Genomic DNA, 16,124 nt, shown 5'->3' on the forward strand with positions numbered 1-16,124 from the left:
TTAATTCAAAGTACAAAAATGTTTTAAAAACCGCATAAAAGCAGGAATATGATATTTAGCATAATTACTCTGTTCTGAGTAAAATTTAGCTATTTCGAGTAATAATTGATCCCTAAATACCTCCTTTGTATTAGTCCAATCACTAGGCGGTGTCATAGCTTCCCAGTAATTCTCTTGAGTGTTTTTATCCTTAACTTTTTTAAGCATTAATAGTGCATAAATTAACTCATTTTTGCGTATTTTATCTGAAGAATTTTCAAACTGTTCTTTCCATGAATCACGTAACTTTTCTAAATCTGTACAATTTAATCCTGAACAATGACCAATGCGATTAGAAACCTTTGATAAGTTATTTTCTAGATCATTGCTATTAATAATAGCATTTGCCATAGTAATATAAATATCTTCAAGAATAAGTTTTTGACCGTTATACATAGGAACATTGATATAATTATCAAAAACTTTTTGTAGTTCAGGAATAATAAAATATGCTTCTTTGTGAATTAATCCTGTTACCCAAATACGATGATTTATAGCATTTTCTTCATTAACTTGACCTTGCTGATAAAGATTTAAGAAAATTTCCTCTGTATTAGAAAAATTGTAATTATCAATATTTTGGGACTCTAAATCTATATCAACAATAGCAAACAGATTATTAGGATTTAAGCGTGACTCTCTAGTATCTTCTGATTTTTGACTGTCTTCTTCATGTAATTCTAGAATTTTAAAATAAGTTTGTATAACATCTGATCTACCTTTGCAATTAAAAAATTCTGGTATATATCCAGTTCTTCCCCTGGGAAAACACCTTTTATAAAAATATGCATCGTGCCACTGTTCCATTTTTCCATAATTCGCTACTGTTTTCCTATCTAAGATAGGATTATCTAAGATGCTGCCTTGACCTTCACACAGTACCACGATTTTACTTTTGTTAATTCTTGGACTTTTGATAATTATTTTACAATGTTGTATGAGTAGTTCTTGATAAGTATTCATAATGCAATATTATTATCTGATTTGATGAGTTTTGGTTCTAATTCCCTAATATGAGCAGGTGTAACTGCTCCACATAATTCATAAGAGTGAGTTGCTAGAATATATTGATTACTAGGAGACCATTGTTCTAAATCTCTAATTATTTCATATTGCCAATCTGGATGAAATCCTATTTCAATTTCATCCATAAGAACAATAGAATTTTCAATTTTATTATATTTAAGCCACATATAAATACTCAGTCTTTTTAATTCACCATGACTTAAATCTTCAGGATAAAGTTCAATATTTTCATGATTTGTATCTAACTTAAATGTGATTTTAGAAAAATCTGTAGAAATGTTCACTGTTTTATTAGCTAATAATAAATTCAAATCATCCAATAATGCTTTATATTTGTTACCATACTCACCTTCAGTTTCAACAGCAGTTTTAGAATCTTCTTCAAGAGCACTTTTGAAGACTTTAATCAATAAGTCTACTGGAGCAAAATCATAAGTAAAAAATCCTGATAAGTCTGATTTATACGATTTTAACTCTGAATTATAATCTCTCTCAGTATTTTGTTCAAATAATAGCCTTCTGTATTTCTGATCAGTAAATAGAAAAACTTGAGTAATAGGAGCAGCTAAAAATATTTTATTGGATACTTCATTTAACCAGGCTTCTGCTTTATTGATATCTAAATTATTACCGATTTTGCATAATAAAAATTCTTCCTCATCTTTATCAACTTCTGAAGAATAATTACATATATATATAATGTTATTTTCATGTAAATATTCAGATATCCTTTGAACTACAATTTCTAGTTTTTCTTTCTCCTGGTAAGATTCGTCAAGATTTATGTTATATATCTCAAGTATGTCTTCAACTTCTTGCTTGAACTCTTCAATTGTTAGATTTCGAGGTATTCTTCTCCGTTTAATTGTTCTATAGTCCAAAGTGAATTCACTTAGAATCTCTCTAAGCCGTCTACCTTTAATATCTTCGTTTTCTAGTTCTTGAGCAATTTCTAATTTATTAATTGCTTTTTCTATTTGTTCAATATCTTGTTCTATGTTAGAAACCTTTTTGTTAATATTCTCTAGTTTTTTAAAATTGTATAATCGCAAATTTTCCTGATTTTGGTATTCCTTATCTTTTGTTAAGGTATTTTCAATATAACTGTTATGACAAGCGAAAAATTCGATATCAACTTCTTTTTCACCATCCCAAATCTTAATAATAGCTAATAACCTATCAAGACAATCATCATTAGGTGTAAAACCATGTAGTAAATTGTTTATAAAAATTTTTCTTTCTGGGTTTATGCTGCAATGTAATAATACAAAAATCAATTGTAAAAGTGTGCTTTTACCACCTCCATTGAGACTACCTAAAGGAAAAATATTAGGGATAAATCGTCTATCAAACGTAATATTAACATCTTTCAAAACTCGAAAATCGGGTACTTGAACTTGTAGTAACTTCATGTGAATTTTCTTCCCTAAAAAATATTAGATATAATATTAGATATTTTGATTATGCTCTTAACACATAGTCATAGTTAACTTCATCATAATTGATTTAGGGTGGGCATTACCCACCATTAAACTTGATAATATCTTACACCTTAAAATTAGCGGTAATTCGTTTCATTGCTTCCTGCACATTTTCCCGACTATTAAATGCAGAAATACGGAAATAACCCTCTCCCGCAGCACCAAAACCAGAACCAGGTGTACCAACTACATTAAAGGTAGCTAATAGTTTATCAAAAAATTCCCAACTAGATAAACCATGAGGAGTTTTTACCCATACATAGGGAGCATTGACTCCACCATACACTTTTAAACCTGCCCTAGTCAACTCTTGGCGAATAATCTTAGCATTTTCTAGGTAGAAACTGATTAAAGCTTGGGTTTGGGCTTTTCCTGCATCGGAATAAACCGCTTCTGCACCTCTTTGAACAATGTAGGAAACGCCATTAAATTTGGTAGACTGACGACGATTCCATAATTTCCATAATTCTACATTAGAACCGTCGGCGGCTTTAGCTGTTAAGGTTTTGGGAACTACAGTTAAAGCGCAACGAGTTCCGGTAAAACCTGCATTTTTAGAGAAGGAACGAAATTCAATAGCGCAGTCTCTCGCGCCTTCAATTTCATAAATGGAATGGGGTAAGGTGGTATCTGTGATAAATGCTTCGTAAGCTGCATCGAAGAAGATAATTGAACTATGAGCTTTGGCATAGTTTACCCATGCTTGCAAATGTTCTTTAGTGGCAGTTGCACCGGTGGGGTTATTGGGAAAGCAAAGATAAATTAAGTCAACTTTTTCGCTGGGTATCTCTGCGGTGAAATTGTTTTCGGCGGTGACAGGTAAATATACTAAACCACCATATTCGCCTTTTTCGTTAGCATCTCCGGTATTACCTGCCATGACGTTAGTATCTACATAAACGGGGTACACGGGGTCAGTAACGGCGATAATGTTATTTTTGCCAAAAATATCGAGAATGTTGCCTGTATCGCACTTAGAACCGTCGGAAATGAAGATTTCATCGGCTTCTATGGCTGCTCCTCTAGCTTGGAAGTCATGGATGGCTATTTTTTCTCTTAACCAAGCATAACCTTGTTCTGGACCATATCCTTTAAAAGTTGAGCGATCGCCCATATCTGCTACAGCTTGAATCATTGCATTTCTACAAGCCTCTGGTAAAGGTTCGGTAACATCACCTATACCTAAACGAATAATTTTAGCGTCTGGGTTAGCTTGGGCAAAAGCATTGACTCGACGGGCAATTTCTGGGAATAGATAACCAGCTTTAAGTTTGAGGTAGTTGTCGTTAATTGTAGCCATACTGACAAAGAAAATTTCACAAAAAACATAATTATATCATGTTCATTTCCATAGTTCTTATTTTTGTGGGAATTAATTGGTTATTGTTGGAAATAATTTGTACATTTACTGGATTTTATAACAGAAATATAACAGTCTTTTTCCAGGTGTAAATTACTCATATTCATGTATAATCAATATAAGAGATTATCAAAAAAACATCAAAATTTAGGACAGTGAAAAATGTATCAAACAGATCCACCACTTTCTCCTAAAGAAACATTACCGACAATGTATGATCTTCCTAGCGAAGACCCGGAGGAACCTGGTTTGCCTGATCAATTTCATATATTACAACCGCAATTGTTAACAGATACTTTTTGTCCTCCTAACCATACTTGGGAAGAAATATTTACAGGAACGGACATAAATCTGTATTATGATGTACGTCATACATCATGGTATAAAAGACCAGATTGGTTTGCAGTTTTGGGTGTACCATATTTGTATGAAAATAGAGATTTAAGGTTAAGTTATGTAGTGTGGCAAGAAGGAGTAAATCCTTATATTGTGGTAGAATTACTATCACCAGGAACAGAAAAAGAAGACTTGGGACAAACGTTAAGAGATGTACAAAAACCGCCAGCAAAATGGGAGGTTTATGAAAAAATATTGCGAGTTCCTTACTACGCAATATTTGATAGATACGAAGCGAAATTTAGAATGTTTGAGTTAAAAGGAGTAGGTTATCAAGAAGTAGAATTAGTAGATGATCGTTTTTGGATATCAGAATTAGAATTAGGTTTAGGGGTATGGATAGGCAATTTTAAAGGTGTGGAAATGCCTTGGTTACGCTGGTATGATTACAATAATAAGTGGATATTAACCAGTTTGGAAAAAGAACGTGAAAATGTGGAGTTAGAAAGACAAAAAGCTGAGTTAGAAAGACGAAAAGCTGAATCAGAAAGACGAAAAGCTGAATCAGAAAGACAAAAAACAGAAAGGTTAATTGCCCAATTGCGATCGCTGGGTATAGAACCTGATATAGAGTAATATATCAATATATCCAGATACCGGACTTCTTAAAGAAGTCCGGTATCTATAATTATCTATAATTGATTTTTTGCTTTTAACATTAAATATCTGTCCACTAATTGATTAGAAATTTGATTTGCTGGTGCATCTAAAACTAATACTCCTTTGTGTTTTAATTGGGCAAATGCCACTTGTCTTTGTGCTAATAAATCTAAAGCAACTGCTCTCATATAAGACTGTGTAGTATCCTGTGTAAATGTGTGAGCTAAATCATCAATTTGGGGATCTTTAAGTGTTACGGAAAATGGTAAATATCGCGGTGCTAATTTAGTTAATGCTGCTAATAACTCGGCAGATGCAGTAATGTCTACTATGTCCGTAATTAATACTACTAATGCCCGGCGAGTTTGTTGTTGTACTACATGAGTTACAGCCCCTAAATAATCCGATTCTAGCAGTTCTGGCTGAATAGGTGTTAATTTGTCAATTAGACGATTTAGGTGGCTTTGTCCGCGTTCTGGGGATATCCAGGTGTGAACTTGTCTATCAAATACTCCCACCCCTACCCTATCTCCACGATGTAATGCTGCTAATGCTAAGGCTAATGTAGTATTTAATCCCCAATCAAATCTTTGTAAACCTTGAACTTTAGCAGTCATTAATCTTCCTCTATCTAATAAAATGATTAATGTTTGTTCCTGTTCTGGTTCTAAAACTCTGACTAAGAGACCTGTATTATTATTATATGATCTTCTGGCGGTAGCTTTCCAATCAATAAATCTTAAATCGTCTCCACTGCGATAGTTTCTTAATTCGGCAAATTCTGTACCTATTCCCATTTGTCTAGCTTGACGAATTGAACCAGAAGATTGTAATGTAAGTTTAATGGAAAGCGATCGCAATCCTACTAAATCAGGATAAACTTTAACATCAGTATTTTCGGTAATTTTCCAATCGTCCCAAGCTAAACCCCACATTCCTAATTGTCTAATTGCAATATTTTTCCAGGTAAATTCTCCGCGTTGATGAGGATAAACATTATAAGTTAATTCTTCTGTTTGATTTGCATTAATTTCTGCTGTAATAATATCAGTATCAACCTTAAATTCGGGAGGATAATAATCACGAATTTGGATCTTTGCTGGACTATTACCTGTGGTTACTGTTAAGATTACAGGATTATCTCTACCAATGGATAACCTCAAAGGTAATTCTCTGGTAATTTTCACCCGGTTATTTTTAATTTTTACACCATCAATTACCATGAAAATTAAAATGGTAATATCTAATAAAATCATGATAGCAATACTAGCATAAATGCCCACAATTATAGATAAAATTGGGGCAATAAATATTGCAGAAACTAGGAAAAAATAGACTCGTTGAGATGGTATCATAATTCTTAACTTTCCATTATCAATTATCAATTCTTCCTTATCTGGGAACAGGAACTTGACTAATTACTGAAGCAATTACCGCATCAATTTGTAAACCATCTAACATTGATTCTGGTTTTAAAAGTAGACGATGACGTAATAAAGGAGAAGCAATATTTTTCACATCATCTGGAGTCACAAAATCTCTACCTGATAACCAAGCTAATGCCTGAGAAGTTTGTAACCAAGCACCAGCAGCCCGTGGAGAAGCACCTAAAGCTAAATCTGGATGTTGACGTGATTTTCTGACTATTTCTAATAAATAATCAATGATTTTTTCTGATATTTCCACTTCTTTAACTGCTGTTCTAGCTTGTAAAATATCTTCTACATTAGCTACTGGTTTTAACCTAGAAATATCTGCACGTCTGGCAGTAAAACCTTGTTGACGATTTAATAACATTTGTTTTTCGGCTGCTGGTTCAGGATAACTGACAATTAATTTGAATAAAAACCGATCTAATTGTGCTTCTGGTAAAGGATAAGTACCTTCAAATTCTAAAGGATTTTGTGTAGCAATTACCCAAAATAAATCCGGTAATGGTAAACTTTTCCCATCTAATGTTACCTGCATTTCTTCCATTGCTTCTAATAATGCAGCTTGAGTTTTAGGAGGAGTGCGATTAATTTCGTCTGCTAATAATACTTCTGTAAATACTGGACCTGGTTTTAAGGTAAAATTTCGAGTATTTAAGTCAAAAATATTTGTTCCAGTAATGTCTGATGGTAAAACATCTGGTGTTAATTGAATGCGATTAAAGTCGGTTTGAATTAGTTGGGCTAATACTTTAACTAATAGGGTTTTTCCTGTGCCGGGAACTCCTTCTAAAATGATATGGCCACCTGCTAATAGGGCGACTAATGCTTGTTTGATGAGTTGTGGTTGCCCCACAATTATTTGATTCAGTTTTTGATCAAGTTGTTTAAAAATGTTGTTAGTTTCTTGCATAATTAGTATGGGGTAAAAGTTGATAATTAATCAGGATTAATTTGATTTTTTCACGCAGAGACGCAGAGGTACAGAGAGGAATTAAAATTTGAGGATTACAATCTATTATTACGGATATTGCCCCATTTTTCTAGCCAGGTTGCTAGTTGTTTTTCTCTGGGGCGGTTTTTCTGATTTGCTAATGTTAATACTGTGGTAAGTTCATGGGCTTTTTTTCCTGTTTTTTCTGTCCAAATTTGGCTAATAATTTCAGGTTTTAGGGGTGTTTCATTTAAACCTAAAGTTTTTTGTAGTTGTTTTTGTTCTTCTTTTCCTACCATTTCTAAAACGAAATCTGTAGCATCTGCTTTTTGCAATACTCCTGCTAATGCTTGAATGTAGGCTTGACTATTATCTACCATTGGTGTTGTTAAGGCAACTGATTGACCAAAACGACGATTTTTACTCCAAATTAGTAATAATATTACTACAGATAATTGCACAAAAGCCGGAAATAGGGGAGTTTTGATAAAGTAAGTTAATACATTTTCTATTCCTTCTTGGTTTTTGATGTCTTTATCTTTGTAACCATGAATATATTCATCTACCAAAATTGGCTGTTTCTCGGTTTTTTTATCTCCTCTCACTAAATATTCTAATATTGCAAAATTACTGAGATTATCTTGATAAGCGTTAGCAGCTAAATGAGGTGTTGTGGCTAAAATTAATGTTCCTTTGCCATAATTTTCTTGCCAAATTATTGAACCATAGTTATCTCCTAAAATATTTTTTTCCCCTCGACTTATTTTATGTCTTCTCCCTGTGTTAATGATAATATCTCCAAATTTTGATGGTTGTTTTGTACTGAATTGTGCTGGACTTACTAGTTTTTTAATGCCTAAAATGACTAAGGTATTGCCTTTTTCTATCCATTCTATTTCTTGACTATATACTGGTATTTCTTCAAGATTACTGTTAACTTGTAGTAAGGTTATGGGTTTTTTTGACGTTGGTAAATCTCTAAATGGTTTTTGCCATCTTTGAATATTATAACCTTCATCTTGCATATAAGCATACCAAGCACCATAACCATCTGGGGCGCGGTTATAAGTAGAACCACTCACAATTTTTGTCTTGGGAGCGGCAATTAAGGTTAGTAAGATGATCGCAGATAAAGCGATCGCTGTCCACCAAATTAAACGATGATGATTTTTCATAAGATATCAGGTTTTATGAGGATTTAATTAGCAGAATTATTAAACAACTGTTGATATGCTTGCTGACATTGTTGATAGTTCTCTAGGAGAATTTCATAATTACTAAAACATAATCTTTCATGGGTCGTAATTAAAGTTTCATAAGGTTGAATAGTAGTAATATTGGATTTTAATAGTTGTAAATATTCTTCATCTGTGCGACTGAGTTGGTTTTTGATAATAGCTTCTTGATCTAATTGTTGTAACATTGCTAAGTATAGACAACGACACGCTTCTTTATAATTACCTTGTTCGTAAAATTGTTGACTTTTTTCTAATAACTCATCAATAGATATTATTGAGGATCTTGTTATGTCACTAAAGGTATAATTACCTAATTTTAACCAATTATAAATATAAGGGCTAAATTCACGCCATAAACGTAAACCTACCCAACATAAACAGGTTGCTAATATTATCCAAAATAGAATAATTAAGACATTGCTTAACAGGGGACTCATTGACCAATTTTCTGGTAATTCTGGTAAATTACCCTGTAAGCGATACCACTGATATTCTAACCATTCTCCGATTTTTTGTTGGGATAGAGAAAACTCCCAACTTGAGTTAGTTTTTTCAAAAGCTGGTGTAGACATAAGACATGATGTAGAAAACTAAAATAGTATATTTTATGTGTATCATTTTTTTGTTGATCAAAGAGAGTTTGATCCCCAAATTTTTCCCGAAATCAGTGATATTGATTATAATTAAGTTATGATTAAGTTATGAAAATATTTGATAACTTTGATAACACTGATTTTGTTAACTTCCTATAAAAGCACAATTTCTCCAATGACTATTTACTTCTATAAAGTTTGGCAACCCTATGGTTGTTTTTCTAACTTTTCTCCCCATAGTATTTTAATTAAGGGAACTTACTGGCCAACTGTGGAACATTATTATCAAGCACAAAAGTTTGTTAATAGTCCAGATGCAAATATTATTCCTTTAATTCATGCTGCTACTACTCCTGAAGATGCTGCTGCTTTAGGTCGTTGTCATACTCGCAAGTTGCGTTTAGATTGGGATATGGTAAAAACTCAAGTGATGCGTATTGCTGTAAGGCAAAAATTTATTACTCATGGAGAAATTAGACAAATATTATTAGGAACAGGGGAAGAAATATTAGTAGAAAATTCTCCTACAGATTATTTTTGGGGTTGTGGTGCAGATCATACGGGAGAAAATAATTTAGGTAAAATATTAATGAGTGTTAGATCAGAAATTAGAAGTTTATTTTCGACATCAGAAAAATCAGAAAAAACGCTAAAAACTCCATCTTTAATATTAGAAGAATAGAGTTTTTTCATGAAGTTTAGGAGTCAGGAGTCAGGAGTCAGAAGAACTTTTCTCCCTGCACCCTGCACTCTATTACAACCAATTACCGACTAGTACAAATGCTGCCCAATAATAAGCATTTTGAAATTCTGGGTTTTCTAAAATTTTAGTTTGGGCTTGACGTACTGCTTCAGCTTTAGTAATTTTACCGCTAGACAATTGCTTATAAAACTCTTGCATAAATTGGGATGTGGAGTTATCATCTACTGACCATAGGGAGGCGATGGTACTCCGTGCGCCGGATCTAATTGCTACTCCTGCTAGTCCTAGTGGTGCGCGTTTGTCTCCTTTTGCTGTTTGACAGGCACTTAATACTAGTAATTCTATGGGTGTGTTGCTGTCTTGATCTCGTATTTGCAATAATTCCCCCAATTCTTTAACTTTGAGGCGGTTATCCCACGTAAGTATAAAAGTATTGTCTGCACTGGAACTAAATTCTCCGTGGGTGGCTAAATGCACTATGGGAAATGGGGTTACTTGCATTAACCTTTCAAAGTCTTTATTCGTGAATGTTTCATTAAATAAAACTTGACTAGGAATTTTTGATGTAATATCTTGTACTTCTAGTTTTACTCCTGGTAATGGTGCAAAACCTTGGCGAGATTCAGTTATACCTCCTATGAGAATTTTTAATTCTTTTTGTTGAATTGGTTTGGGTGAAAGTAATTGTAGTCCCGGTGTTTGGGCTAAGTTATATTTTTGAATCAAATATTTTTTACCATCATACAATGCGGCCATGGGAATGCTTTTCATTGATCCATCTAGGACAAAAACCAGAGTTTTAATTTTGCTTTTACTCAAGTCTTGATCTATTTGTTCTATTAGAAGTTTGTAGGTTTTTTCGGCAATGTTTAATTGCTGTTTTCTGCCTATATTTGGTTTCAAAGAAAGGCGCATTTGTTGGAGAGTTTTTTCTAATTCTACTTGGTTAATAGGTGTGGTGTATTTACGTAATGGTTGATTCGTGATGGAAACTATGGTTTCTAGGCGATCGCGTAATATAATCGGATAAACTATAGCTGCTGTGCTATCTACTTGATCAATTTTCGCTACTTTACTAGCTAAACAGTCTTCTCCAAAATAATTATCTAATTCTGCTACTTTTAATGATTCTATCAAGTCTAAGGCTTTTTGTAAGTTTACTTGATCAACATCATTATTTTTACTTTTCTCTTTGTTGTTTTTCCTTTTTCGTGGTTCTAGCAATAATCCTACTAGTTCTCTGTATATTGGTTCTACACTTTCTTGAAAGGAAAATTGTGTGGTAACTTCTTGGTTTGTATTTCCTGCTACTAGGTCTTTTTTAATATAACCTAATGTTTTCACGGCTTGGTTATATGCTTCTATTGCACCATCTTGATTATCTGTAGCTTGGTAAATTCTTCCTAGTTGCCATTGCCATAAATAACTAATGTCAGCAAAGTTATTACTTTGGGCTAACATCAATGCTTGTTCTGTCAATTTTTGGCTTTCTTGCCATTGTTTAGTTTGTTCATAAACTCCCCCTAAATATCCTAACGCATAGGATTCTGATCTCACATCTCCTATACTTTTTGCTTGTTGGATGGCTGTGGCTAAAATTGATGCTGCTATTTGGGGATTTTGATTATTTTTCTGGATAATTTCCGCTAGTCCTACTTTGGCATATATGTTTGTGCGACTAGCTGGTAATTGTTCTATTTGTGGTTTAATTTCTGCTAATAGTTCGTTAATTTTCTCCGGTTGTTTGCTGTCACTAAATAATTTTAGTAGGTTGAGTTGTGCTTGTAGTTTAATATTGGGCGCTGGATTTTTATTAATTACTTGTTGGTAATATTCACTAGCCTGATCTATTTTTTGAAATGATAATGCTGTATTTCCTAAACTTAGTAATGCTAGGCTAGTATGTTCTGGTGATTTAATTTTTTCCGCCAATGTTTGACCTTGTTTTAAGATTTCTGTTGATTTATCTAATAGTCCCATTAATCTTAATGTATCACCAAGATTAATTAATGTTTCTACTTTGAAAATTGAATCTGGTTGTTTCTCTAAATTTTTACTAATTTGTTCTAAGGTTTTTTTGGCACGGGGATATAACCCTAATACTCTTAATGCTTGACTTTGATTTAATAAGCTGCGATTTATTCCCGCTTCATCGCCTAATTTTTGATACATTTCTGTGGCTTTTTCCCAACTAGTTAATGCTGCTTGAGTTTTTCCTTGTCCTAATTGTAAACTACCTTGAATATTTAATATTTGTGCTAATATTTTCTCAGCTTTTTGGTTTTGTATTAATTTCCAACTTTGAGATATAGATTCATTTGCTTGTTGCCATTGGCCTAACTTTTGATAGGCTAATGCCATATTACTTAATATTACTCCTTGATTAATAGTATCATTATCTTGTTTATATATCTCTAATGCTTTTTGCCATTGGGCGATCGCTTCATTAAACTTTTCTGCTTGATAATTCTCTTTTCCTGCTTGTACTAATGCTACTACGGAATTATCTACACTATTCTGATCTCTTACTTCTGTTTTGACTGCTGCTATTACTGGCTGCATCCCTATTAACAAACCTTTATTCACTTGTAATATAGTTAACAAGGTAACTAATATTGCCAAGGAAATATATTTTAATCTTGATGATAATTTTGGTTTTAACTGGGATGTTTGGCGAAATTTGCGGAATATCATAATCATTATCTCAATATCATAGTCTGAATAAAGTTCTCTAATTTCTATGATACTTCCATATTCGTAAATTACTGATATGTAAAGAAAAATTAAACTCCCAACGTAGTAACGGTTAAAGGTTAACCGTTAACCGTAGGTGAAGATAGAAATTGGGATCAATATTGATCAAGGATGAATTTTGACAGAATTGAGAATAAATAAATGACACAATTGCTAGTTGTTAATTCTGATCCTAGATATTAGGAGAAATTCTTTTTTAGCAACTTATTACTTAAGACAAAGACCAAAATTAATAAACCTAATTGAATTTGCCAAGGTGCAAATACTAAACTCAATAGAAAAATGATAGCAGTGACAACCCCAGCAATATTTAGGGCTTCATCATTATTTCTTTTTAAAAGGTAGCGAGTGACTACACCTGTAACTATTGTGATTAAGAAAAATAAAGGCATTCTAACTAATCTCTAAAGTAAAAGTCAAGGTTAAATTAAACCTTTCGGGAAACATAATTGATTTTATACTTAAGTAACTTCATCTGACAATAGTTTTGAATTGCCAATTATTATCAATCTATGGTGTAAATTTCCTAAAATGATCTTATGATTATGCTACATTGGCATAACACTATCTGTCAGTGCCAGTTTTAATTTAACACTTTTAATTTCTGAAGAAAATGTTGAACATTCCCCAAATATTAGCTACAGAACTACAACTAAAACCACAACAAATAGAAAACGCCCTGTTATTATTAGCAGAAGGTGCGACAATTCCCTTTATCGCCAGATATCGGAAGGAATTGACTAATGAAATGAATGAGGTACAATTACGGGATTTACAAGATAGGCATAATTACTTAACAGAATTGCAAGAAAGAAAGAAGGTGATATTAAATGGAATTGCCGAACAAGGAAAACTCACGGAAGAGTTACAAAATAAGATAGAAAACTGTTTACAGAAAACTGAACTTGAGGATTTATACTTACCGTATAAACCTAAGCGGCGGACTCGTGCTACTATTGCTAGAGAGAAAGGACTTGAACCTTTAGCAGTATTTATTAAATCTCTGAATGTGAAAAATGGTGTTTTTGCATCTTTAGAAGCAGAAGCAGAAAAGTATATTTCTGTGGAAAAAGAAGTTAAAACCGCAGCGGAAGCCCTGAAAGGTGCTAGTGATGTTTTAGCAGAAGAAATAGCTGACAAAGCGGAATTAAGAGCATATTTGCGAGAGTATTTTTTAGAGTCTGGGGTATTTATTTCTAGTATTAAAGAAGAATATCCAGAAGGTACAACTAAATTTGAAATGTACCGTAATTATCAAATCAAGGTGAAAAATATTGCTCCCCATAATATGTTAGCTTTATGTCGTGGAGAAGCGGAAAAAATCCTCAATTTTGACCTGAGTTATGATGAAGATTTTGTATTAAGTTATTTAGCATCTCAAGAAATTAAGACAAAAAATTCTCACGTGAGACAATTCTATCAAATGATGATTAAAGATGCTTTTAACAGATTAATGAAAACATCATTAATTAATGAAGTAATTGCCGAAAAGAAGACTTATGCTGATATAGAATCAATCAAAACTTTTGAAACTAACTTGCGAGAATTATTATTATCAGCACCAGCAGGAATGAAACCAACAATGGCTATTGATCCGGGTTTTAGAACAGGTTGTAAAGTAGCAATATTAGATCAAACTGGGAAGTTTTTAGAATATCAAGCGGTGTTTCCTCATCAAGCACAAGAACAACGATTAAAAGCTGCCCAAGCTATTAGTAATCTCATCAAAAAATACCGAATTGAATTAATAGCAATTGGTAATGGTACTGCATCTCGTGAAACTGATGAATTTATCAGTGAAGTGTTAGAAACATTAGCGGAAAAACCGATCAAGGTTATTGTGAATGAATCTGGGGCTTCTATATATTCTGCTAGTAAAGTGGCCTTGGAAGAATTTCCTGATTTAGATGTAACTGTGAGAGGGGCAATTAGTATAGGAAGAAGATTACAAGATCCCCTGGCAGAATTAGTAAAAATAGATCCAAAATCTATTGGTGTGGGACAATATCAACATGATGTAGATCAAAAATTACTCAAAAAGAAATTAGATGAAACTGTAGAAAGTTGTGTGAATTATGTAGGGGTAAATTTGAATACAGCATCTAAAGAGTTACTGACTTTTGTATCAGGAATCACACCAACTATAGCGAATAATATTATTAGTTATCGCAATGCAAATGGGGTGTTTAAAAATCGTCGTCAATTGTTAAAAGTATCGAAACTTGGACCGAAAGCATTTGAACAAGCAGCAGGTTTTTTAAGAATTAGAGATGGAGAAAACCCCTTAGATAATACAGCAGTGCATCCAGAGAGTTATGGAGTTGTGGAAGCGATCGCTAAAGATTTACAAGTACCCATTAAACAGGTAACATTAATAGCGGAGAAACTGCAAAAAACCAACTTAAAGAAATACGTTACTGATAATATTGGAGAACCAACATTAAGAGATATTCTTCAAGAATTAGAAAAACCAGGAAGAGATCCTCGTGCAGAATTTAAGTATGCGACATTTCAAGCAGGAATTAAAGAAATTAGTGACTTAAAAGTAGGAATGGAACTAGAAGGAATTATTACCAACGTTGCTAATTTTGGTGCATTTGTAGATATTGGAGTGCATCAAGATGGTTTAATTCATATTTCCCAATTAGCGGATAAATTTGTAGAAGATCCGAAAAAAATCGTCAAAGTTGGACAAGTAGTAAAAGTGAGAATTTTAGAAGTTAATGAGAAATTGAAAAGAATTAGTTTATCCATGAAAGCAGCAAAACAATAAACCAGATCCCGGACTTCTTTAAGAAGTCCGGGATCTATCTTGAGATAGAGATCAATTCTATCTAATAAAAGATGTGGAAAATTTACTCATATTCAATAATGGAGGAATCATATCAAACAGTTCACTATGTAACTGAGGTAAAAATAATGTGGGCAAATTTTTTCACTGCATTAGCAACAGCATTAAGTTTATTAATAGTTGACTTAGTTGTACCAGGAGTAGATATTGCCAATTTCTTTTCAGCTTTAGTAGCAGCGATGGTTATTGGTTTAATTAATAGTGGTATTAAACCAATTATTACAATGGCATCATTACCATTAAACTATTTAACATTAGGGGCATCTTCTCTAGTAGTTAATGGCATTTGCTTATGGTTAGCATCTTTACTAGTTCCAGGTTTTCAAATAACAGGAATTGTGGCCTTTATCGTTGCCCCTATAGTGCTTTCTTTAGTGAATACATTAATGAGTAAATACTTTGCAGAAAGAGGTTTGGAAATGGAAAATCGTTAATAGCTATCAATAGTCAGCTATCAGCTAATTCAATTAGGATCATAGGATCAAAAATTCATGACTATGAAATTACTTCGCTTGTTTTTAGGTGTAATTGTACCCCCATTGGGGGTTTTTTTAACTGTAGGTTTTAGTACAACCTTGTTAATTAACATTTTACTGACTTTTTTGGGATGGTTTCCTGGCAGTATTCACGCTATTTGGGTAATTATGAAATATCAAGAAAACATGGATGAAGTAGTATAAATAAAACCAGATCCCCGACTTCTTTAAGAAGTCGGGGAT

14 protein-coding genes are annotated in these 16,124 nt (G+C 33.0%); 5 read left to right on the forward strand and 9 right to left on the reverse strand.

The window, feature by feature from the left end:
• The 3 genes from H6F32_RS03200 to H6F32_RS03210 form a co-directional block, all read right to left on the reverse strand.
• Positions 1–1,002 (reverse strand): hypothetical protein, encoded by a 1,002-nt coding sequence (locus tag H6F32_RS03200; RefSeq protein ID WP_190367893.1) that lies wholly within the window; start codon positions 1,000–1,002, stop codon positions 1–3.
• Entirely contained in the window at positions 999–2,477 is a 1,479-nt protein-coding gene (locus tag H6F32_RS03205) for an AAA family ATPase (RefSeq protein WP_190367894.1), read from the reverse strand. The genes H6F32_RS03200 and H6F32_RS03205 overlap by 4 nt, the downstream gene beginning before the upstream one ends.
• 133 nt (positions 2,478–2,610) lie before the next feature.
• Complete coding sequence (locus H6F32_RS03210; RefSeq protein ID WP_190367895.1) at positions 2,611–3,846, reverse strand: LL-diaminopimelate aminotransferase; 1,236 nt, start codon at positions 3,844–3,846, stop codon at positions 2,611–2,613.
• Positions 3,847–4,068: 222 nt separating this feature from the next.
• Between H6F32_RS03210 and H6F32_RS03215 the strand changes: the two genes are divergently transcribed.
• Entirely contained in the window at positions 4,069–4,878 is an 810-nt protein-coding gene (locus H6F32_RS03215; protein WP_190367896.1) for a Uma2 family endonuclease, read from the forward strand.
• A gap of 56 nt (positions 4,879–4,934) precedes the next feature.
• On the opposite strand, the gene H6F32_RS03220 is transcribed toward H6F32_RS03215, so the two are convergent.
• The 4 genes from H6F32_RS03220 to H6F32_RS03235 form a co-directional block, all read right to left on the reverse strand.
• Positions 4,935–6,257, reverse strand: coding sequence for a DUF58 domain-containing protein (locus tag H6F32_RS03220; RefSeq protein ID WP_190367897.1), 1,323 nt, complete (start codon positions 6,255–6,257; stop codon positions 4,935–4,937).
• A gap of 37 nt (positions 6,258–6,294) precedes the next feature.
• Positions 6,295–7,245: a MoxR family ATPase gene (locus H6F32_RS03225; protein ID WP_190367898.1), complete on the reverse strand. Its 951-nt coding sequence runs from the start codon at positions 7,243–7,245 to the stop codon at positions 6,295–6,297.
• Positions 7,246–7,340: 95 nt separating this feature from the next.
• Positions 7,341–8,441, reverse strand: a complete 1,101-nt coding sequence (locus H6F32_RS03230; protein WP_190367899.1) for a DUF4350 domain-containing protein — start codon at positions 8,439–8,441, stop codon at positions 7,341–7,343.
• Between the two features lie 23 nt (positions 8,442–8,464).
• Positions 8,465–9,076, reverse strand: a complete 612-nt coding sequence (locus tag H6F32_RS03235) for a DUF4129 domain-containing protein (protein WP_190367900.1) — start codon at positions 9,074–9,076, stop codon at positions 8,465–8,467.
• A 196-nt stretch (positions 9,077–9,272) separates the two neighbouring features.
• On the opposite strand from H6F32_RS03235, the gene H6F32_RS03240 reads away from it, so the two are divergent.
• Complete coding sequence (locus H6F32_RS03240) at positions 9,273–9,779, forward strand: NADAR family protein (protein ID WP_190367901.1); 507 nt, start codon at positions 9,273–9,275, stop codon at positions 9,777–9,779.
• Positions 9,780–9,851: 72 nt separating this feature from the next.
• Here the strand turns inward: H6F32_RS03240 and H6F32_RS03245 are convergent, their stop codons facing one another.
• Both H6F32_RS03245 and H6F32_RS03250 read right to left on the reverse strand, forming a co-directional pair.
• A complete protein-coding gene (locus H6F32_RS03245) occupies positions 9,852–12,494 on the reverse strand; it encodes a CHAT domain-containing protein (protein ID WP_242031030.1) in 2,643 nt (880 codons plus the stop codon).
• 239 nt (positions 12,495–12,733) lie between these two features.
• Positions 12,734–12,946, reverse strand: a complete 213-nt coding sequence (locus tag H6F32_RS03250) for a hypothetical protein (protein WP_190367903.1) — start codon at positions 12,944–12,946, stop codon at positions 12,734–12,736.
• Positions 12,947–13,167: 221 nt separating this feature from the next.
• On the opposite strand from H6F32_RS03250, the gene H6F32_RS03255 reads away from it, so the two are divergent.
• From H6F32_RS03255 to H6F32_RS03265, 3 genes are all read left to right on the forward strand, one after another.
• A complete protein-coding gene (locus tag H6F32_RS03255; protein ID WP_190367904.1) occupies positions 13,168–15,327 on the forward strand; it encodes a Tex family protein in 2,160 nt (719 codons plus the stop codon).
• A 146-nt stretch (positions 15,328–15,473) separates the two neighbouring features.
• Positions 15,474–15,839, forward strand: a complete 366-nt coding sequence (locus tag H6F32_RS03260; protein ID WP_190367905.1) for a phage holin family protein — start codon at positions 15,474–15,476, stop codon at positions 15,837–15,839.
• 63 nt (positions 15,840–15,902) lie between these two features.
• Entirely contained in the window at positions 15,903–16,085 is a 183-nt protein-coding gene (locus H6F32_RS03265; protein ID WP_190367980.1) for a YqaE/Pmp3 family membrane protein, read from the forward strand.
• Positions 16,086–16,124 lie beyond the last annotated feature (39 nt).

This window comes from Anabaena sp. FACHB-1237 (assembly GCF_014696225.1).
In the GTDB taxonomy this organism is placed as follows: domain Bacteria; phylum Cyanobacteriota; class Cyanobacteriia; order Cyanobacteriales; family Nostocaceae; genus FACHB-1237.